Source organism: Pararhodospirillum oryzae, assembly GCF_007992075.1.
Taxonomy (GTDB): domain Bacteria; phylum Pseudomonadota; class Alphaproteobacteria; order Rhodospirillales; family Rhodospirillaceae; genus Pararhodospirillum; species Pararhodospirillum oryzae.
On record NZ_BJZO01000034.1, the window covers coordinates 1 to 19,908 of the forward strand.

Annotated in this window: 16 protein-coding genes; 7 read left to right on the plus strand and 9 right to left on the minus strand. The window is 66.8% G+C overall.

Annotated features, from left to right (window positions below):
* Positions 1-123 precede the first annotated feature (123 nt).
* Together ROR02_RS07395 and cueR are read left to right on the plus strand one after the other, a co-directional pair.
* Positions 124-2,403 (plus strand): heavy metal translocating P-type ATPase, encoded by a 2,280-nt coding sequence (locus ROR02_RS07395; protein WP_147163385.1) that lies wholly within the window; start codon positions 124-126, stop codon positions 2,401-2,403.
* 41 nt (positions 2,404-2,444) lie between these two features.
* On the plus strand, positions 2,445-2,831 hold the full coding sequence (gene cueR / locus ROR02_RS07400) for a Cu(I)-responsive transcriptional regulator (RefSeq protein WP_147163386.1): 387 nt from the start codon (positions 2,445-2,447) through the stop codon (positions 2,829-2,831).
* Positions 2,832-2,956: 125 nt separating this feature from the next.
* Here cueR and ROR02_RS07405 read toward each other — a convergent pair whose 3' ends face one another.
* Complete coding sequence (locus ROR02_RS07405; RefSeq protein WP_147163387.1) at positions 2,957-3,280, minus strand: hypothetical protein; 324 nt, start codon at positions 3,278-3,280, stop codon at positions 2,957-2,959.
* A gap of 222 nt (positions 3,281-3,502) precedes the next feature.
* Here ROR02_RS07405 and proV point away from each other — a divergent pair, with 222 nt between their 5' ends.
* From proV to proX, 3 genes are all read left to right on the plus strand, one after another.
* Positions 3,503-4,711: a glycine betaine/L-proline ABC transporter ATP-binding protein ProV gene (proV, locus tag ROR02_RS07410; RefSeq protein WP_147163388.1), complete on the plus strand. Its 1,209-nt coding sequence runs from the start codon at positions 3,503-3,505 to the stop codon at positions 4,709-4,711.
* Positions 4,704-5,795 carry a glycine betaine/L-proline ABC transporter permease ProW gene (proW, locus tag ROR02_RS07415; RefSeq protein ID WP_147163389.1) on the plus strand — a complete coding sequence of 364 codons (1,092 nt, stop codon included), beginning with the start codon at positions 4,704-4,706 and terminating at the stop codon, positions 5,793-5,795. Before proV ends, proW begins: the two co-directional genes overlap by 8 nt.
* Before the next feature lie 103 nt (positions 5,796-5,898).
* Complete coding sequence (gene proX / locus ROR02_RS07420) at positions 5,899-6,927, plus strand: glycine betaine/L-proline ABC transporter substrate-binding protein ProX (protein WP_147163390.1); 1,029 nt, start codon at positions 5,899-5,901, stop codon at positions 6,925-6,927.
* A 364-nt stretch (positions 6,928-7,291) separates the two neighbouring features.
* Here the strand turns inward: proX and ROR02_RS07425 are convergent, their stop codons facing one another.
* Positions 7,292-8,821, minus strand: a complete 1,530-nt coding sequence (locus ROR02_RS07425) for an acetyl-CoA hydrolase/transferase family protein (RefSeq protein WP_218032777.1) — start codon at positions 8,819-8,821, stop codon at positions 7,292-7,294.
* A 292-nt stretch (positions 8,822-9,113) separates the two neighbouring features.
* Between ROR02_RS07425 and ROR02_RS07430 the strand changes: the two genes are divergently transcribed.
* Positions 9,114-9,767, plus strand: coding sequence for a LysE family translocator (locus ROR02_RS07430; protein WP_246135448.1), 654 nt, complete (start codon positions 9,114-9,116; stop codon positions 9,765-9,767).
* Positions 9,768-10,043: 276 nt separating this feature from the next.
* Positions 10,044-10,427, plus strand: a complete 384-nt coding sequence (locus tag ROR02_RS07435; protein ID WP_147163391.1) for a response regulator — start codon at positions 10,044-10,046, stop codon at positions 10,425-10,427.
* 173 nt (positions 10,428-10,600) lie between these two features.
* Here the strand turns inward: ROR02_RS07435 and ROR02_RS07440 are convergent, their stop codons facing one another.
* The 7 genes from ROR02_RS07440 to rnr form a co-directional block, all read right to left on the minus strand.
* Positions 10,601-11,851 (minus strand): FtsX-like permease family protein, encoded by a 1,251-nt coding sequence (locus tag ROR02_RS07440; protein ID WP_147163392.1) that lies wholly within the window; start codon positions 11,849-11,851, stop codon positions 10,601-10,603.
* Between the two features lie 67 nt (positions 11,852-11,918).
* Positions 11,919-12,587 carry an ABC transporter ATP-binding protein gene (locus ROR02_RS07445; protein WP_147163393.1) on the minus strand — a complete coding sequence of 223 codons (669 nt, stop codon included), beginning with the start codon at positions 12,585-12,587 and terminating at the stop codon, positions 11,919-11,921.
* 2 nt (positions 12,588-12,589) lie between these two features.
* Complete coding sequence (locus ROR02_RS07450; protein WP_147163394.1) at positions 12,590-13,039, minus strand: hypothetical protein; 450 nt, start codon at positions 13,037-13,039, stop codon at positions 12,590-12,592.
* A gap of 136 nt (positions 13,040-13,175) precedes the next feature.
* Positions 13,176-14,909: an alkaline phosphatase gene (locus ROR02_RS07455; protein ID WP_147163395.1), complete on the minus strand. Its 1,734-nt coding sequence runs from the start codon at positions 14,907-14,909 to the stop codon at positions 13,176-13,178.
* Positions 14,910-15,393: 484 nt separating this feature from the next.
* Positions 15,394-15,561 carry a 50S ribosomal protein L33 gene (gene rpmG, locus ROR02_RS07460; RefSeq protein WP_014413271.1) on the minus strand — a complete coding sequence of 56 codons (168 nt, stop codon included), beginning with the start codon at positions 15,559-15,561 and terminating at the stop codon, positions 15,394-15,396.
* A 110-nt stretch (positions 15,562-15,671) separates the two neighbouring features.
* Positions 15,672-17,405, minus strand: coding sequence for a S41 family peptidase (locus tag ROR02_RS07465; protein WP_246135449.1), 1,734 nt, complete (start codon positions 17,403-17,405; stop codon positions 15,672-15,674).
* A gap of 235 nt (positions 17,406-17,640) precedes the next feature.
* Complete coding sequence (rnr, locus tag ROR02_RS07470) at positions 17,641-19,881, minus strand: ribonuclease R (RefSeq protein ID WP_147163396.1); 2,241 nt, start codon at positions 19,879-19,881, stop codon at positions 17,641-17,643.
* Positions 19,882-19,908: the final 27 nt, after the last annotated feature.

Consider the following 19,908-nt stretch of genomic DNA (forward strand, 5'->3'; position numbering starts at 1 on the left):
TCCAAGGCTTCACCCAAGGCTTCACCCGATTGATGGTGTCCTGGATGGGGCGCGTCGGGGGCTTGACCTTCCAGTGGCTGGAAGCCCCAGGTAGGAGGTCGAACCCGGAAACCGGAGGCGACCATGACCGCGTCAACCCGCATTCTTCTTTCGATCGAAGGCATGTCCTGCGCCTCGTGCGTGGGGCGTGTTGAACGGGCCCTGGCCTCGCTTCCCGGGGTGGTGGACGTGGCCGTGAACCTGGCCGCCGAAACGGCCACCGTGACCTTCCTGGACGGGGTGATCTCGCCCGAGGCCCTGGCCGCCGCCGTTTCCAACGCCGGTTATCCGGCCCGGGTCGCGCAAGGGGGCGCCAGCGTGGACCGGGCCGCGCGCAAGGAAGAAGAAGCGCGGGACCTCGCCCGGAAAGTGGCGCTCGCGGCGGCGCTGGCGCTGCCGGTTTTCCTGATGGCAATGGGCTCGCACGTCAGTCCGGCTGTGCACGAGTTCATCGGTCGGACCGTGGGCGAGCGCACCAGCTGGGTGATCCAGTTCGTTCTGACCACCCTGGTTCTGCTTGGTCCCGGACGGTCGTTCTACCGCAAGGGAATCCCGGCGCTGCTCAAGGGGGCGCCCGACATGAACAGCCTGGTCGCGGTTGGGACCGGCGCGGCCTATGCCTATTCCGTCGTCGCCACCTTCCTTCCCGCCCTTCTGCCCGAGGCCGTGCGCGCGGTGTATTTCGAGGCGGCGGCGGTGATCGTCGTCTTGATCCTGATCGGGCGTTTCATGGAAGCGCGGGCCAAGGGCCGGACGGGGGCGGCGATTGAAAAGCTCCTTGGTCTGCGCGCCAACACCGCGCGCGTGATCCGCGAGGGGCAGGCGATCGAAGTCCCGCTTGAGTCGCTGGGCGTGGGCGACGTGGTCGAGGTCCGTCCGGGCGAACGGGTCGCCGTCGATGGCGAGGTCCTTGAAGGAACAAGCCTCGTCGACGAAAGCATGATCACCGGAGAGCCGCTCCCGGTGACCAAGGGCGCGGGCGACGCGGTCACGGGGGGAACCGTGAACGGCGCCGGCGGGTTCCGCTTCCGCGTGACCCGGGTGGGGGCCGACACGACCTTGTCCCGGATCATCCGCATGGTGGAGGAGGCGCAGGGGGCCAGGCTGCCCATCCAGCGGGTGGTGGACGCCATCACGCTGTGGTTCGTGCCGGCGGTGATGACGGTCGCGGCGGTGACGGTCCTGATCTGGCTGCTGTTCGGGCCCAGTCCTTCCCTGACGCATGCCCTGGTGGCGGGCGTCTCGGTGCTCATCATCGCGTGCCCCTGCGCCATGGGCCTGGCCACGCCAACGTCCCTCATGGTGGGGACCGGGCGCGCCGCCGGGATGGGGGTGTTGTTTCGCAAGGGGGATGCCCTGCAGGCGTTGGCCTCCGTGGGTGTCGTGGCGCTCGACAAGACCGGCACCGTGACCGAGGGGCGGCCCGCCCTGACCGACCTCGTCGTGGCCGATGGCTTCGAACGCGCCGAGGTGTTGTCTTGGGTCGCGGCCCTGGAGGAACGCTCCGAACACCCGATCGCCGCCGCCCTGATCCGCGCCGCCCGGGACGAGGGGGCCCGCCGGCCCGATGTGTCCGGGTTCGTGTCCGTGACCGGTCACGGCGTGCGGGCGCGGGTGGACGGCCGCGACGTTCTCGTGGGCGCCGGCCGCTTCCTGGAAAAGGAAGGGATCGATCCCGGCCCACTGGCCGCCGTGGAAGCCGATCTTGCCCGGCGGGGGCGGACCGCGCTGTACGCGGCGGTCGAAGGGCGGGTTGCCGCCGTCATCGGCGTGGCCGATCCGGTGAAGCCCGCCAGCCGAGCCGCCATCGCGGCCTTGCATGCCCAGGGCTTGCGGGTGGTCATGATCACCGGCGACAAGCAGGAAACCGCCAGGGCCATCGCCGCGCAAACCGGCATTGACGACGTGATCGCGGGCGTCTTGCCCGAAGGCAAGGTGGCGGCCCTGGAGCGTTTGCGCGCGGGCGGCCGCACGCTGGCCTTCGTGGGCGACGGCATCAACGACGCGCCCGCCCTGGCCCGTGCGGATGTGGGCATCGCCATCGGCAGCGGGACCGACGTTGCCATCGAATCCGCCGATGTGGTTCTCATGTCCGGGGATTTGCGCGGCGTGGTGAATGCCTTCGAGGTTTCCCGCCGGACCATGCGCAACATCCGCCAGAACCTGTTTTGGGCATTCGGATACAATGTTGCGCTGATTCCGGTGGCCGCCGGCGTTCTCTATCCGGCCTTTGGCCTTTTGCTGTCGCCCCTTCTGGCGGCGGGAGCCATGGCCTTGTCGTCGGTTTTCGTTTTGACCAATGCCCTTCGGCTGCGCCGGGTGGCCGCCTTGATGGATGAAACGGTCGAGCCGTCCAAGGCTTGAGCGGCACGGACGAGGGCTTCCGGGAGAGAAGGAAGGGGCAGATGAACATTGGAGCCGTGGCGCGCCGGTTGAATCTTCCGGCCAAGACCATCCGCTATTACGAGGACATCGGCCTGCTGCGGCCGCCGCGCGACGAGAACGGCTATCGGCATTTCCGGGAAACCGATGTGCACAAGCTGGCCTTTCTCGCGCGCGCCCGGGCCCTTGGCTTCACCATCGAGGATTGCCGCGCCCTCCTGTCCTTGTACGAGGACGCGGGGCGGGAAAGCGTCCGGGTCAAGCGCATCGCCGAGGACCACCTGGCCCGGATCGACGAAAAGATCGAGCACCTGCGCTCCTTGCGCTCCACGCTGGCCCATCTCATCGAGTGCTGCGCCGGAGACCACCGCCCGGACTGTCCGATCCTGGAGGATCTTGGTCAGGGGTAGGGTCCGGGAAGGCGGGCGCGACCCCCTGGAAACGTCCTTTTCCGAGGAGGGCCGCGCCCCGGGCAGAAGGCGGGAGCACGCTGTCTTGGTGAATTTTTGGGTCTTTTAAAATCGTCGCCGGGGTATCACAGAAGTTTACTGTGTTTCTTGAAGGGTAAATTATTTAAAATCAATAGTTGTATTGATTGATCGATCGATTTTTTATATAAAATTTGGAAAATTATTTGATTAACCAAGGTATCAATTCCCCTCTTTTCTAGGAAGCGATGAACCGTTTGCACAAAGTGCGAGCGGTTTAGTCCTTTGGCGGTGACCTTTGTCGCGTCGTCCGGGATCAGGATACCGCTTTTGTGCTTGTCCTGGCTCTTTCGAGGGGATTCCGGGGGCGAGATGACAAGCACAGCCTCGCCGGTTTCTTCGCGAGAGACGGATGGCGCAAAAAGAGGCAACCGCGATGCCTGATTAATATAACGATTGATCTCCAAAAAATAAATAATCGGTCAATTGATATCACAATGTAGCTTCCAGTCAACTTCATTAGTAATTCAATCTTGTTCTATCAGGCTTCATCTCTTGATGTTTGGGCGTCATGGGTTGACATTGGTTGATGTTCTCCAATATGATTGGGAATCGCAAAATTATGATTAGAAAACTCAGATAGAGGAGGTCTCTTGTCTGGGAACGACAAGATTGTCGTGCGCAACCTGTTCAAGGTCTTCGGCGACGATCCCGACGCGGTGATCTCGTTGCACCGCCAGGGCGTCGACAAGGAGGAAATCCACACCCGCACCGGCATGACCCTGGGCGTGTCGGATGCCTCCTTCACGGTGCAGGAAGGCGAGATTTTCGTCATCATGGGGTTGTCGGGATCGGGGAAATCGACCCTGATCCGCTTGATCAACCGGTTGATTGAACCCTCGGCGGGCGAAATCATCATTGACGGCGTGGATATCGCCCGCCTGTCGGCCCGTGATCTGCGCGAGTTGCGCCGGCGCTCCATGGGCATGGTTTTTCAGTCCTTCGCCCTGATGCCGCACCTGAACGTGCTCGAGAACACGGCCTTCGGCTTGGAACTCTCGGGCATCCCCCGCGCCGAGCGCGAAAGCCGGGCCCAGGCCGCCCTGGAACAGGTCGGGCTGGCGTGCTGGGCCCAGTCCTGGCCCGACGAACTGTCGGGCGGCATGCGCCAGAGGGTGGGCCTCGCCCGCGCCCTGGCCAACGATCCCGCCATCTTGCTCATGGACGAGGCCTTCAGCGCCCTTGACCCGCTGATCCGCGCCGAAATGCAAGATGAACTGCTCACCCTTCAGGCCGAGCAGAAACGCACCATCCTTTTCGTGTCCCACGATCTGGACGAGGCCATGCGCCTGGGCGATCGCATCGCCATCATGGAAGGCGGCCGCGTGGTCCAGGTGGGCACCCCTGACGAAATCCTCACCCAGCCGGCTGACGACTACGTGCGCTCCTTCTTCCGGGGCGTGAACATTTCCGCCGTGCTGACCGCCGGCGACGTGGCGGTCAAGCAGCAGGTGACCTTGGTGGAACGCGACGGCACCGTGCGCGCCGCCATCGCCCGCATAGGCAAGGCCGATCGCGACTTTGCCTATGTGGTCGATGGCCGGCGCCGCTTCCACGGCGTGGTTTCGGTGGCTTCGCTGGAAGTCGAGGCCCGCACGCCCAAGCCCGAACTGCACCGGGCCTTCCTGTCCGATGTCACGCCTTTGCCGGCCAGCACCAGCATTGCCGACATCATTTCACCCGTGGCCCAGGCACCATGTGGTCTGCCGGTCGTGGATGACGACGGCCGCTACATGGGGGTTGTGTCACGGGCCTTGCTGCTGCAAGCCCTGGCCGGAGAAGGAACCCCCGCCCATGACTGAGCAACCCCCTTCGCCCGCCGCCAATCCGTGGGGCGCTCCGGCCACCCCCGCGACGCCCGATCCCGCCGCCCCGCCCCCGGATACCGACTGGCTGGGGGCCGCGTCCGCGCCGGCCCCCGACCCCGCCTTCGATCCCTGGCACCCCTTCACCGATTCGGTCATTCCTCTTGATCACTGGGTCGAAGACGCGCTGGCGTGGCTGGTTTTGCATCTGCGTCCCGTTTTCCAGGCCATTCGCTGGCCGGTGGACGGGGTTCTGGGCACGATCGAAAGCACCTTGCAGGCGGTGCCCGCCCCGGTTTTGATGGTTCTGATCGGCCTCGTCGCCTGGCAGGTGGCCGGGCGGCGGCTGGCCGTGGGCAGCATGCTGTCCTTGCTGTTCATAGGCCTGATCGGGGCCTGGGATCAGGCCATGACCACCCTGGCCCTGGTGTTCACCTCGGTGGTGTTCTGCCTGATCCTGGGGCTGCCGCTGGGCTTGTGGCTGGGGCGCAACGACCGCGCCGCCGCCATCACCCGCCCCATGCTCGATGCCATGCAGACCACCCCGGCCTTCGTGTATCTGGTGCCGATCGTCATGCTGTTTGGCATCGGCAACGTGCCGGGCGTGGTGGTGACCACGATCTTTGCCCTGCCGCCCCTGGTGCGCCTGACCGCCCTGGGCATCCGGCAGGTGCCGGGCGATCTGGTTGAAGCCGCGCGCAGCTTCGGCGCCTCGGAAAGCCAGGTGCTGTTCAAGGTCCAGCTCCCCCTGGCCCTGCCCACCCTCATGGCCGGGGTCAACCAGACCTTGATGCTGGCCCTGTCCATGGTGGTCATCGCCTCCATGATCGCGGTGGGCGGCCTGGGCCAGATGGTGTTGCGCGGCATTGGCCGCCTGGACATGGGGCTCGCCACCGTGGGGGGCGTGGGCATTGTGCTGCTCGCCATCGTGCTCGACCGCCTGACCCAGGCCATGGGCGATGCCGGCCCCCGACGCCGGGGCGCCGGCTGGCGCACCCGGGGGCCCGCAGCCCTGATCGCGCGCCTGACCCGCAAGACCCCGGCCGCCCCGACCTCGGGCGCCTCCGGGACCCCGCGCTAATCCTGCTTTGCTCACGCCCGTGCCCCGGCCCCGGGGCACGCCAGGCGCCGGTGGCTCCCTCCCGAGGAGGCCCCGGCGCATGAACCAAGGGAGCCAATCCACAATGACGCAAGCTGTTTTCCCCCGCCTGCGGGGACGTCTGGCCGCTGTTCTGGGCCTGTGCGCCGCCTTGGGCGCCGGGCCCGCCCTGGCCGACGCCACCAAGCCAGGAGCCGGGGTGACGGTCATCCCCCTGAAGTCGTCGATCGCCGAGGAAACCTTCCAGACCCTGCTGGTCAGCAAGGCCCTGGAGGAACTGGGCTACACCGTCGAGCCGATCAAGGAACTGGAATACGCGGCTGCCCACGTCGCCATCGCCAACGGGGACGGCACCTTCCTTGCCGACCATTGGGACCCGCTGCACATCGATTTCTTCAACGCGGCGGGCGGCGATGCCAAGATCTTCCGTCAGGGTGTGTATTCTCCGGGCGCCTTGCAAGGGTATCTGATCGACAAGAAGACGGCCGAAAAATACAACATCACCAACCTGGGTCAGTTCAAGGATCCCAAGATCGCCGCCCTGTTCGACCACGACGGCGACGGCAAGGCCGACCTGGCCGGCTGCACCCCGGGCTGGGGCTGCGAAAAGGTGATCGAACATCACCTGGGTGTTTACGGCCTGCGCGACACCATCACCCATAACCAGGGCTCCTACTCGGCCCTGATCGCCGACACCATCACCCGCTACAAGCAAGGCGAGCCGATTTTCTATTACACCTGGACGCCCTACTGGGTGTCGGGCGTGCTGGTGCCGGGCAAGGACGTGACCTGGCTGAACGTGCCGTTTTCGTCCTTGCCCGGCGCGCGCAAGGACGTGAACACGGCGCTTCCCGATGGTTCCAACTACGGGTTCCAGGCCAACGATCAGCGCATCATAGCCAACCGCGCCTTCGCCGAGGCTCACCCCGACGCCGCCACCTTGTTTTCGATCATGCAAGTGTCGGCCAACGACATCAGCGCCGAAAACCTGCGCATGCGCGATGGCGAGAACAGCGAAAAGGACATCGCCCGCCACGCGGATGCCTGGATCGCCGCCCACCGCGACACCTGGAACGGCTGGCTGGCCAAGGCCCGCGCCGCCGCCGCGCAATAATCCCGCACGCCGCGTAATAATCCCGCAGGGGGGCGGTTCGCTCCTCCCGCCTGGGCGCCCTCAGGGTCCGGCTCGCCCGTAAGCCTCGCCCCGGAAGAGGGGCGGGCGCTTTCCTTGAACAGAGGTCCGGGGAGGCCAGGCCTCCCCGGCCGGGATTGGGGGCCGGGGCCCCCACCGGGGCCCCAAAGGGTGCCCCCTTTCAATCACCGGGGCCCCCAAAGGGTGCCCCCTTTCAATCACCGGGGCTCCAAAGGGAGCCCCCTTTCAATCAACGCCACTGGCGAAGCCCTTCCTCACACCACCGGCCTGGCCCGTTCGGGCAGGGGGGATGCCCCCGCCTGCCCTGGGGTGCCTGGGGGGTGCCTCAGGCGCCGGTGTCGTGCATGGTGCCGGTCTTGACGAAGCGCTGGTGCCAGGAGAGGGCTTCGTCAAGCAGCGAGGGGGAGTGCAGGCCGTAGGAGTGTTCCTTGGCGCGACGGAAGTAGTCGGCCAGGGCCGGGCGGAAGTCCGGGTGGGCGCAGTTTTCGATGATCACGGCCGCCTTCTGCTTGGGCGACAGACCGCGCAGGTCGGCAAGGCCGTGTTCGGTCACGATCACCTGGACATCCTGGTTGATGTGGTCGACGTGGCTGACCTGGGGCACGATGGCCGAGATCTTGCCACCCTTGGCCGTGGACGGGGTGACGAAGATCGACACGTAGGCGTTGCGCGCGAAGTCGCCCGAGCCACCGATGCCGTTTTGAATGCGCGAGCCCATGACGTGGGTCGAGTTCACGTTGCCGTAGATGTCGGCTTCGATGAGGCCGTTCATCGCAAGGCAGCCCAGGCGGCGGATCACCTCGGGGTGGTTGCTGATTTCCTGCGGGCGCAGGATCATCTTGTCGCGGTAGCGCTCCATGTTGGCATTCAAGGCCACCGCCGCGTCGGGGCTGAGCGAGAACGCGGTGGCCGAGGCCATGCGCAGCTTGCCGCAATCAAGCAGGTCGAGCATGCCGTCCTGGATGACCTCGGTGTAGGCGGTCATGTTCTCGAACGGCCCGTCGAGCAGGCCCGACAGCACCGCGTTGGCGATGTTGCCCACGCCCGACTGCAAGGGCAGCAGGTTTTCGGGCAGGCGGCCCCTCTTCACCTCATGGGCAAAGAAATCCAGCAGGTGGTTGGCGATGCGCTTGGCGACCTCGTCGGGGGGCGTGAAGGGCAGGTTGCGATCGGGCGAGTCGGTTTCGATCACCGCCACCACCTTCTCGGGATCGCAGCGGAAGGTGGTCTGGCCGATGCGGTCGTCGGCGCGAATCAGGGGAATCGGCACCCGGTTGGGGGGAAGCGCGGTGCCGTAGTAAATGTCGTGCATGCCCTCAAGGGCCGGGTTCTGCCAGCTGTTGACTTCCAGAATGATCCGGCTCGCGCGGTCGAGCCACGTCTTGTTGTTGCCCACCGACGACGACGGGATCAGGCTGCCATCTTCGTGGATGCCCACGATTTCGATCACGGCGACATCGAGCGGCCCCAGGAAGCCCTGCCACGCCACCGGCGCCACCTGGCTCAGGTGCATGTCGAAGTAATTCATTTCGCCGCGATTGATCTTGTCGCGGGCGATGGGATCCGAGTTGTAAGGCAGGCGGAATTCAACGCCATTGGCGCGGGCCAGGGCGCCGTCCAGTTCGGGGCCGGTGGACGCGCCGGTCCACACGCTCACGCGAAACGGATTGCCGGCGGCATGTTCGGCTTCAATCTTGGCGGCCAGGGCGAGCGGAACGGCCTTGGGGTAGCCCGAGCCCGTGAAGCCACTCATGCCGATGGTGTTGCCCGACGCGATGAAGGTCGAAACCGCCTCCTCGGCGCTCATCACCTTGGCCCGCAGCTTCTCGCAGCCGATTCGCTTATGGTTAATCAAGTCTGTCTCCTCCGATGACTCGTCATGACCGCCGTGTCCGATGCAAACCGCCCCCCGCCGCAAGACGCGCGCGCAGACGGGGTGCGCGATCTTGCGGGTTTTGAACGTCCCGGACCTGGGAAGCAACCCCTCAATGACGCTGCGGAAACAAGGACGTCAAGGCAGAAATGATTTGTGCACCGCACCCCTTGCGCACGACGCGCGGTAATGGAAGAACCTTCCTCGCGGGGCGCGTGGCGACCGAGCTCCCGGGGTCATCTTTCCGGCTTAATAAAGGAAAAAAGGTGCGATAATGATGCTTCTCGATTTACCTCAAACCAGCGCCTTTTTGGGAGCCGCGATACTGGTTACCGTGGCGCCGGGGCCCGACAATCTGATGGTTCTCACCCTGGGGCTGGCCCAGGGGCGCATCCGGGGCATGATCTTTGGGCTGGGCTGCGCCCTGGGGTCGATCAGTCATGCCGTTCTGGCGGCGCTTGGCATCAGTGCCCTGATTGCCGCCTCGCCCGTTGCCTTTTCGGCCCTGCGGATGCTGGGGGGCCTGTATCTGATCTGGCTTGGGATTCAGGTGCTGAAGGGCGCCCGGGGGATTCAGGCGGCGGACGGGCCGGTCCGGCCGGCCGGGGAATCGCTGGCCCGCCTTTTCGGGCGCGGAGTCCTGGCCAATGCGATCAACCCCAAGGTCATTTTGTTCTTCCTGGCCTTCCTGCCCCAGTTCGTGGTGATCGAGCGCGGCATGGTGGCCGGGCAGACCCTGGCGTTGGGCCTGATTTTCGCGGCACAGGCGGCGGTGCTGTTTTGCGCGCTGGGATATTTCTCGGGGCAGGTCGGGGCACGACTGGCGCGTGCCCCGGGGCTGGGGGTATGGTTGGACCGGCTGGCGGGGGTGACCTTCCTGGGCGTGGGCGGGCGCTTGTTGATCGAGCCCTTGATCGCGGGGGCTTGAGGACCGGCGGGAAAGGGAAACAGACTGCTTTTTTTGCAAAATCCTCTCGACCCGGGTTTCGCCAACACCATGTTTGACAGACGGTTGCCCGATGCAGCACCATCCCCGGGACGCACGTCGGGTTTGTAATCGGGGGGCGATCCGGCCGCGGCATGCGACGGCCGGGCCCTGTCAGGCGGGGGACTATCCGCAGGCCGGGCAGGAAAGCCGGTCCGCCACGCGACTCGACCCCGGTCCCCTTGCGCATGAATAGTCTTTGGGAGCAGATGCTCGGACATGGCAAAGAAAATTCTGATTGTCGAAGACAATGATTTGAACATGAAGTTGTTCAATGACCTCCTGGAGGCAAATGGGTACGAGACCATCCAGACCAAGGATGGCCGCGAGGTCGTGGGCCTTGTTCGCGAGCGCAGACCCGATCTGATCTTGATGGACATCCAGTTGCCCGAGGTTTCCGGCCTGGAAATCACGCGCATGCTCAAGGACGACGAGGACCTGAAAGCCATTCCCGTGATCGCGGTCACGGCCTTCGCGATGAAGGGCGACGAGGAGAAAATCCGCGAAGGGGGGTGCGAGGGCTATATCGCCAAACCGATTTCCGTGGCCAGCTTCCTGCAAACCGTGGCCCGTTTCCTGAACGCCGGTCCGGTGGCCCCGTAGGGGCCGGCGTTCCGGATGGACGCGGGCGCACCGTGGCTGCCTCCGGTCGAGGCCGTCTTTTCGGCGAAAACGGCGCCCGCTTTTTTCTGATGCATTCCGGGTTTTTCTTTCCCCGTGCCGTCCGGAGGGCTCCGCCTTTGGATGGGGGCGGGCGGCGCCCTCCGAACGGAGAATCAGTCGCGCAGGGCCTCGGCCGGGGACTGGCGATAGGCCGAGAAGGCAGGCACGAGGGCCGCCAGGGCCCCCAGCCCGAGCAGCAAGGCCCCCTGGGCGGCGTCGGTGCCCGTCAGGGTCACGGGCAAGGACACGCCGGTTTCGCCGGCCAGCACCGATGACAGCACCACGCTTGCGCCCAGGCCCACGCCCAGGCCGGTCAGAACCCCCAGCCCCAGCAGCACGAACGATTCCAGCCAGACCAGGGTGAAAAGGACGGCGCGCGGCGCCCCGAAGGCGCGTAGCGCGCCGATCTGGCGGCGGCGTTGCACGACCTCGGCCATGACCACCAGCAAGATGGCCGCGCCCACCAGGGCCTGCGCCCCGGCGGCCACCGTGGCCAGGACCCGCCGGGCATCGCCCAGGGTTCCGTACAGCCGGGTCAGGACCTCGCCCGGGAAAACGGCGAGGGTGTGGCTGGTCCGGTAGTCCTGACGCAGGGCATAGGCAGCGGCGATGCTGGCCGGCTTGATCAGGATGGCGGGGACGCCTGGCGCGTCGGGCTGGCGCACCGCGTTTTCATCGACCGGTCCCGCCAGCGCCTCGTCCGGGTCCCCGTCGGTGTGTTCGTCGGCGTGTTCGTTCCCGGTTTCCGGTTCCTCGTGGCCGGCGTGATGGCCATGGATGTGCCAGACCGCCTGAATCGGCACCAGAATGGCGCGATCCCAGGGCGTGCCGGTTTCAACCAGCCGTCCCACGACCCGGTAGGCGACATGGGCGTGTTCGTGCCCGCCTTCCTCGACGTGGCCATGCATGGGGTGAAGGGTATCCCCCGGCGCCAGGGCGACCCGGGCGCCGACGATGGCTTCGTCAAGATGGGCGAGGCCGGCGCCGTCGGACAGCCCGCCCAGGGCGTGGACCAGGGCGCTGGTCGTGCCCACGATGGGGGACGATCCGAAAAAGTCGCCAAAACCGATGGGGGCGGCGAAGGTCACGCGTGGGTCGCGCGACAGATCGGCCAGGACCGAGCCGGGCAGCAGGGGCAGGGCGGCCGGTTGCAGAAAAACCGAACTGAGGACCAGCTGGGTTTCGCTACCCGGCGCCCCGACCACCAGATCGAAGGCGGACGCGGCGCGGGCGCTGCCCAGGCGCAAGGCCCGTTCCTGCACGGTAACGACCACGCCAAGCGCGGTGGCAAGCGCGATGATCAACACCAAGAGCAAGGCGCCAACCCGTCGCGTGTTCAAGTCGGCCAGAATGAAGCGGATCATGGAAGGCGCTCTCCCGGAGCATCGTGCGTTTCATCCGAAAAGCGGTTTCGCCTTTTCGGGGCTCGCGTCAGGCGGACCCGACGCGCCCGGCGCGGATCGTGACCACCCGGGGAAGGCGGGCCAGGAAAACGGGATCGTGGCTGGCCACGATCAAGGTCGCCCCCAGGGGGGTGGACAGGTCGATCAGCAGGTCGGCCACGGCCTTGCCGGCGTCGGGGTCCAGGCTGGCGGTGGGCTCGTCGGCAACCACGATTCCCGGGCGGCGCAGGAGCGCCCGGGCCACGGCGGTGCGCTGCATCTGGCCGCGCGACAAGGTGCCGGCCCGCTGATGGGGGCGTTCAAGGCCCACCCGATCGAGCAGGGCCAGGGCATCGGCCCTGAGGCCGGCCGGCAGGCGGCGGTGGGCGAGGCGCTGGGGCAGCAGCACGTTTTCCAGCACGGAAAGGCCCGGAAACAGATGAAAATTCTGCATCACCAGGCCCACGTGGCGGGCGCGCCAGGCGTCGCGGGCGGTCTCCGACAGGCCGATCAGGTTCACCCCGTCCCAGGCGACCACGCCCTTGCCCCGGCCATCAAGGCCTGTCACGGCGTTCAGGAACGTGGTTTTTCCCGCGCCCGACGGCCCGGTGACGACCAGGGCCTGGCCGGCGGCCACGTCGAAGGCCTCCAGGGCAAGGGCGGGCTGGTCCAGGCCGGGGTAGCGGACTTCCAGGTTGTGAATCGACAAGGCGGGCATGGTCACACCGTTCGAAAAGAGGCGCCAACCAGGCGAACCAGGCTGAGGAAGCCGGTTTCCGGGTCGCGCCATGATCCGACTTCCAGGAGTCCGGTGACCCGGATGGGAGCGTTTGACTGGACGAAGGTCTGGGGATAGTTCAGGTAGACCACGACGATATTGTCCGGCCAGTCGGCATCCGACGAGCAGAACGGGCACAGGGCCATCGGTTGCTGGGTCAGAACGAAGAACTTGGCCTCGGCCTTCAGGGGCGGGGCCATGAAGCCCTGCATGACCACGCTCTTGCCCCGGGCTTCCTTGAGCTTGTCCGAGAAGATCAGGCCCAGGGGGCTGACCCCGCTGTACAACTCGTCGAAGGACAGGGGCAGGGCGCCCGCCCGTGCCGGGGCGGCCAGGAGCACGGCGGGCATCAGGGCCAGGGCTTCCAGAAACCGGCGTCGCACCAGGGTCATGAGGGGGGCATCCTTCCTGGAAGGGGGCCGGAGGGCCCGGGGGGCCGGAGGGCCCGGAGGGGCGGAAAGCCCGGAGGGCCGGAAGGCCCGGAGGCCGGGGGGGCGGTGGATCCGGCCCCCCGGGAAAGGCGTGGCGTTACTTCGCGGCCGGGGCCAGGGCCATGGCATCGGCAAGGACGCGGAAGACGTCGCTTTCCTCCATGTAGCCCTTGAACTCACCGGCACCCGGACCGGCGGCCTGCAAGACCACGTCGTCGACGGCGTGGACCGCCGTGTCCTCGTCGCGCGGGATGTTGCCTTCGCGGAACACGGCACCCGGCACCGTCTTGTAGGCTTCGTTGGCCACGTACTGCTTGTTCTCGTTTTGGATCGCCGGCACGAACGGGCCATCCATCTTGGGCCGGAAGGTTTCGTAGTAATCCGGGTAGTTGGTGGCGAAGAGGGCAAGGCGTCGCGAAACGTCCACCCGGTCGGGATAGGGGCTGCCATTGGTGTGGGTGTAGTTCGGGAACCCGGCGGCGGCGTAGGTGCCAACCTTTTCGCGCATGTCGGGGCCCGGCTTGTCGTCGTCGATGGTGCCGACGATGGAAACCCCGTGGGTGTGGTCGCCGGTGACGACGATCAGGGTGTCGGGGTGTTCCGCCTGGAACTTGCGGGCAAGGCCAATGGCCTGGTCGAACTCGATGGTGTCGAAGACAGCGCGTTCCCAGTCAAGCGGGTGCGACATTTTGTCGATCGACGACGCCTCGACCATCAGGAAGAAGCCGTCCTTGTTCTGAGACAGCCGGTCCAGCGCGGCCTGGGTCATGTCAACCAGGCCCGGCTGATCGGGGAACTTGGCAACGGTGCCCTTTTTCAACTGCATGCGGTCCAGGGCGACATCCATGTTGCCGGTGTGGAACAGGCCCAGCAGCGGGCCCGGCCCGGCGGCCTTCAGTTCGGTGCTGGTGGTCGCCACGGTGTAGCCGGCGGCGCGGGCATCCTGGATCAGGTCCTTGTCGTCCTTGCGCTTCGAGCCCGGCACGGCTTGCGGCAGGAAATAGGCCGACCCGCCGCCCAGCAGAACGTCGGGCTTCAGGGCCATGATCATGTCGGCGATCGCGGCCTTCTCGGCGCGTTTGCGGGTATGGGCGAAGACGGCGGCCGGGGTGGCGTCTTCCAGTTCCGAGGTCACGACGACGCCCACCGCCTTTTTGGTGGTCCGGCGCACGGCCTCGGCCATGGTTTCAACCCGGGGGTCGTCCATGCTGTCCTTGGTGCGGTCGACATAAACGCCCAGCGCGTTGACCGCCGTCTTGTGGCCGGTCATGTAGGCCGACATGGTGTTGGCGCTGTCGGTGGCGATGGAACCGGTCGACGAGGTGCCGATGAACGCCATGTGATCCAGGTCGTCCATGGCCAGGCGGCCGTCGGCCTTGCCCTCGGTCATGCCCCGCGACATCAGCCGCGCGGCGGTGCGATGCGCGACCGACAGGCCATCGCCCAGGAAGAAGATCACGTTCCTGGCTTCGGCCTTGGCCGGGGTGGCGTAGACCTCCCAGGTCACGGTCTTGGTGTCGGAGCCGGCGGTCGCGGTGATGGTGTGCCGGCCGGGGGCGCCCAGGGTGACGGCGCGCGCAAGGAGGGCCGAGGCTTCGGTGCCGTCCTCTTTTTCGATGAACGCCAGGGGCTTGCCCAGCACCGAATCGGCGGGCTTGCCGTCGATGGTCACCTTCGCGTCGCCGGCCTTGACCAGACCGTCGAACTCCACTTTCACGTCAAACGGCGACCCGGCCAGAATCGTGGCCCGGTCAAGGGGGAAAATCGTGGCCGCGCTGGCTGGCGCGACAAGGCAGGGAATAAGAAACACGCTGGCGCACAGGCTCTTCATGGGGAGTCTCCATCCAAGAGCAGAAAAGAGCACCGGCGATCTATAACCATCCCTTGGCACGGGTCAACAAGACCCCGGGACTGTCTTAAATATATAAAGAATGAACGACGGGTCGGATTTAATTACCGCTCCGGGATTGTCTTAAAAATGAAATATTTTAATGATGAATCTTGGAAGGTACGGGTTGTTATGGGGGCGTGGTTTTCTGGCTGGAGTCCGTCCGTTTCACGATGAAGCGGACAATCTCTGGATCCCTTTGTTTGAGTTTGTCTTTTCGGGAAAACGGTGCTCACTTTTCCCTGAAGAAGTCTAGCCATGGGCCGGGGGCGTTCAGGCGCGCACTGCCTTTTTCTTGAAGGCCCCGGCCGCGACACCGGCTCCCGGGGCCCGGTGAAGCAATAAAAAAGGCCCCTTGAACAAGGGGCCTTTTTGCGGAGCAGCGATACTTCGAAACGAGGCGAAGAAACGGCTCTCGTTGTCGCGCTTACTTCAGCTTGGTTTCGCGGAACACAACGTGCTTGCGCACCTTGGGATCGTACTTGCGGAACTCCAGCTTGTTGGTCGTCTTGCGCGGATTCTTCTTGACCACGTAAAAGTAGCCGGTATCCGCCGTGCTTTCCAGCTTCACCAGGATGGTGGCAGGTTTGGCCATGGCCCCGAACCCCGTTTCTTGTCACTCGGATTGAACCAAAAATGAGCGCGGAGGATACGCGCCCATCGCGAGATGTCAAGCGCCGCCAGTGCGGTCGCCTTTTTTTCCGATCAGGGCCGTCCGGCCGTGGCCTGGGGCGTGGGCGTCACGCGCAAGGCCTGGTCAAACAGCGCCGGATCGGCCAGCAGATCGTGGGCCACCCCGTCGTCCAGCGTGCCCCCGGCATGCGGGGCGGGAGGGCAGGCCTGACGCAGTGTCGCGCGCCGTGTCACGTTGCGCGGGTCGGTTGCCCGCCACACGGTGGCCAGCGATGCCGTGTCCGCCAGATGGGCGCGCACGCCCGCCACCACCGCCTCGGGGGTCAGGGGCGCGGCGTGGCCCCCCGTGCAGGCCACGGGCATGACCCCCAGCCCGTGCAGGACATAGCCCGAGGGACTGTGAAAACGCGACCACGTCAGCGTGATTTCGCCGCCGTTGGGCAGCGGCAGCACCGTTTGCACCGTGCCCTTGCCGTAGGAGGTGGTGCCCACCACCACCGCCCGGCCGCTGTCTTGCAAGGCGGCGGCGACGATTTCAGCCGCCGAGGCGCTTTCCCCGTCGATCAGGACCACCAGCGGCAGGCCCCCGGTCAGGTCGCCCGGGGTCGCGCTATAGAACTGCCGCGCGTCGGGATGACGGCCCCGGGTGGAGACGATGGGCCCGCGCTCCATGAACAGATCGCTGAGCGCCACCGCCTGGTCCAGCAAGCCGCCGGGGTTGCCCCGAAGGTCCAGGATGACGCCCTTGAGGGCGCCCCGGCTTTTCGCCTGGGCGGCGCTGATCGCCTCGGCCACGGCGGTCGTGGTGCGCTGGTTGAAACTCGACACGGTGATCAGGGCGCTGTCGCCTTCCAGCCGCCATTCGACGGTGGGCAGCACGATCAGGGTTCGGGTCAAGGTCACGGCGCGCGGCGCGGCAACCCCGGGGCTGGCCACCAGCAAGGTCACCAGGCTGCCACTGGGACCGCGCAGCTGATCGCGCACGGTGTCGTTGGAGAGTCCGCGCAGGGTCTGTCCGTCGATGGCCAGGATTCTGTCGCCGGCGGCAAGGCCCGCCTCGGCGGCCGGGGTTTCCGCGAACACACGGGTGACAATCGCCTGGCCGTCGGTCAGGTCGTAGAGCAGGCCAAGGCCGCCGAATCCGTTGCGCGCCCCCCGGTTCAAGGTTGCCGCCTCGGCGCTGGCGTAATGGGAAAACGGGTCCAGATGGGCCAGCGCGGCGTCGAACACCGCCTTGTACAGGGTTTCCCCGTCAAGGTCGCGCAAAGGGGGCGAGGCATCGTGCAGAAGGCCAAGGGCGCTCGCAACCAGGCGGCCCCAACTGGCCGTGTCCTGGGCGGCGGGCAGGCGGAACACCCCCAGCACCGTGTCGCGGCGTCCCACCTCCAGCACCGCGCCCGTGCGCCGGATGCTCAGGTGGTCGTCCAGGGTCCGCAATCCCTTGAGACCGGCCACGGCCAGGCTTTCCAGGTTGACGGGCTCCAGGTAGCGCTGGGCGATGGCGTCGAACGCGACGGAAAACAAGGTCGTGGCGTCCGGGCGGGAAAAGGGAGCCCCCGCGTTTTCCAAAGGAGAGGAGGGGGCGTCGCGGGTCATCGCCGGTGCCGGGGCCGGTCGGAACGAAGCGGGCGCCGGGGAGACCAAGGACCGTTCCGCCGGGGCGACAGGCGCTGTTTCCGGGGAATGCGTGGCCATGACCGTGCAGCCCGACACCAAGGCGGTGCCCAGCAGCATCCACAGCCGTGCCGTTCCACCCCGCGAGGGGTCGCGCCGGGCCGTCTGGCCCCGGGTACGTGTCGGATTCATGTGAAGATCTCCGGTCAGGGGACCCCTGTCCACACCGACCTTGGTCGTGTTTTAGGTAGCGTTTCCTGCTTTGTCCATCCCTGGTTCAAAATTCCTGTTTCAAGCGTCGCGACCCCCAGGATAAGGGCCGTCCGTTAAGAGTCCGTTCGGGAAGAAAGGAGGCCCTCCTTCCCGAAAAACAAACCCGATCAAAGGGATGGAAAGTCCGCCCCCTTTAATGCGAAACCGACGGGCTCTAGCGGCGCGGCCGTCGGAGAACACGCCGCCCGCCCCGGGGCGCTCTCCGGCGTTCGGCGGTGCGACTCCCCCCTTCCAGCAACTCGAACAGCAGGCCGCCGCTGATCGGGTTGGCGTCGCGCAGGCGGACCACCACGGCCATGCCCAGATGAAATGTCAGGCCGGAATGCTCGCCGCGCAAGGTATGGGCGGCTTCATCGTGCCTGTAGTAGTCGTCGGGCAGGGTGGACATGGGCACCAGCCCGTCGGCGCCGCTGTCGTCGAGGGTCACGAACAGGCCGGCGCGGTTGAGGCCGCTGACCCGGCCCGGGAACGCCGCGCCCACCGATCCTTGCAGGAACGAGGCGGTGTAGCGGGCGAGCGCGTCGCGTTCCGCCGTGGCCGCGCGCCGCTCGGTCGCGGTGATGTGGCGGCCGATCTCGGCCAGGTCGGGATCCGGCCCGCCGGCCGCCCGCCCGTCCGGGCCCAGGCCGAGCCCCGCGATCAGGCCCCGGTGAACCATCAGGTCGGCGTAGCGGCGAATCGGCGAGGTAAAGTGCGCGTAGCGGCTGAGGGCGAGGCCAAAGTGGCCGATGTTGTCGGGGGTGTATTCCGCCTGGGCCTGGCTGCGCAGGATGATTTCGTTGACCATGATTTCATGGGGCGTGCCGTGGGCGCGCTCCAGAAGGCCGTTGAACTGGCTCGCGCGCTGCACCGTGCCCTTGTGGAAGGGCAAGGACAAGGTATCGAGGAACTCGGCCAGGGCGTGCAGCTTCTCGGGAGCCGGCTGGTCGTGGACCCGGTACAAACAGGGCTGGCGTCGCGCCTCCAGGGTTTCCGCCGCCGCCACGTTGGCCGCGATCATGAACTCCTCGATCAGGCGGTGCGAATCGTAGCGCGGCCGGGGCACGACGCAGCGCACCTGTCCGGCCTCGTTGAGCAGCACCTGGCGCTCGGGCAGGTCCAGTTCCAGGCAGCCACGCCGCTTGCGGGCTTCCTTCAAGGCGGCGTAGGCCTCGAACAGGGGGGTGATCACCCGGTCCATCAGGGGGGCGGTGGTGTCGTCGGGGGTGCCGTCGCGGGCCGCTTGCGCCTGGGTGTAGGTGAGCCGCGCCGCCGAGCGCATCAGCCCGCGCGTGAAGGCATGCCCCAGCAAGGTGCCGTCGGCGGCGAAGGTCAGGCGCACGGCCAAGCATCCCCGGTCCTCGTTGGGGCGCAGCGAGCACCAGCCATTCGAAAGGGCCTCGGGCAGCATCGGCACCACCCGGTCGGGGAAGTACACCGAATTGCCGCGCTCGAAGGCGGCCTTGTCCAAAGGATCGCCCGGGCGCACGTAGTGGGCCACGTCGGCGATCGCCACCCACACGGTCCAGCCGCCCGGGTTGTCGGGATCAAGGTCGGAGTCGGCGAACACCGCGTCGTCGAAATCGCGGGCGTCCTCGCCGTCGATGGTGACAAAGGGAATGTCGCGCAGATCGGCGCGCCCCTCCAGGCCCACGCCGGTCGCGGCCTCGGCCTGCTCCAGGGCCTCGGGCGGGAAATCAACGGGGATGTCGTGGGTGTGCACCACGATCAGGCTGATCGAGCGCGGGCCGTCCTGCTCGCCCAGCCGATCCACCACCCGGGCCCGGCGCAGGCCCAGCGCGCGGCCGGGCAGCACCTCGACCTCGACCAGATCGCCCGGTCCGGCGCCCTGGGTGTCGGTCGGGGCCACGCGGTAGTCATCGCGTTCCTTGCGGCTGGTCGGACGCAAGCGCAGGCCGTCGCGTCCTTCCGCCAGCACGCCCAGCACCCGCGAGGGGCCGTGTTCCAGCACCCGGATGGGGCGGGCGTCGTAGCGGTTTTCGCCGGCCTGGCTCAGGCGCGCCAGCACCCGGTCGCCCACCGCCGGCGCGATCCCGGCCGCCGCCCGCCCGTCGCGCCGGGCCGGCCACAGCAGGATTCGGGGCGGCGGTTCTTCGTGCGGCCAGACCACCGGCTTGCAATACAAATCGCCGTCGGCATCCTGGTGGGTGACGGTCAGCACGGTGACCTCGGGCAAGGTGCCGGGCGGACGCAGCCGCCGGCCCCGGCCGCGCTGGACATCGCCTTCGCTTTCCAGGTCCTTGAGCAAGGCGCGCAGCTCGGTGCGCTGGGCGCCGGTGATCTGAAAGGCGCGCGCGATCTCGCGCCGGCCAACCGCGCCTCCCGCCTCGCGGATAAAGGCCAGCACCTGCTCGCGGGTGGGAAAGGGAACACTCTTGGCGGGCTTGTGGGTCAACGGGAAGTCCTTCGTTCGGTCAGGCAA

Bases quoted from the DNA above. Each gene is read 5' to 3' on its own strand.
- proX (WP_147163390.1), top strand. From the start codon at position 5,899: ATGACGCAAGCTGTTTTCCCCCGCCTGCGGGGACGTCTGGCCGCTGTT.
- ROR02_RS07430 (WP_246135448.1), top strand. From the start codon at position 9,114: ATGATGCTTCTCGATTTACCTCAAACCAGCGCCTTTTTGGGAGCCGCG.
- proW (WP_147163389.1), top strand. From the start codon at position 4,704: ATGACTGAGCAACCCCCTTCGCCCGCCGCCAATCCGTGGGGCGCTCCG.
- ROR02_RS07445 (WP_147163393.1), bottom strand. From the start codon at position 12,587: ATGCCCGCCTTGTCGATTCACAACCTGGAAGTCCGCTACCCCGGCCTG.
- ROR02_RS07455 (WP_147163395.1), bottom strand. From the start codon at position 14,909: ATGAAGAGCCTGTGCGCCAGCGTGTTTCTTATTCCCTGCCTTGTCGCG.
- rpmG (WP_014413271.1), bottom strand. From the start codon at position 15,561: ATGGCCAAACCTGCCACCATCCTGGTGAAGCTGGAAAGCACGGCGGAT.
- ROR02_RS07465 (WP_246135449.1), bottom strand. From the start codon at position 17,405: ATGAATCCGACACGTACCCGGGGCCAGACGGCCCGGCGCGACCCCTCG.
- ROR02_RS07450 (WP_147163394.1), bottom strand. From the start codon at position 13,039: ATGACCCTGGTGCGACGCCGGTTTCTGGAAGCCCTGGCCCTGATGCCC.
- ROR02_RS07435 (WP_147163391.1), top strand. From the start codon at position 10,044: ATGGCAAAGAAAATTCTGATTGTCGAAGACAATGATTTGAACATGAAG.
- ROR02_RS07440 (WP_147163392.1), bottom strand. From the start codon at position 11,851: ATGATCCGCTTCATTCTGGCCGACTTGAACACGCGACGGGTTGGCGCC.
- cueR (WP_147163386.1), top strand. From the start codon at position 2,445: ATGAACATTGGAGCCGTGGCGCGCCGGTTGAATCTTCCGGCCAAGACC.
- ROR02_RS07395 (WP_147163385.1), top strand. From the start codon at position 124: ATGACCGCGTCAACCCGCATTCTTCTTTCGATCGAAGGCATGTCCTGC.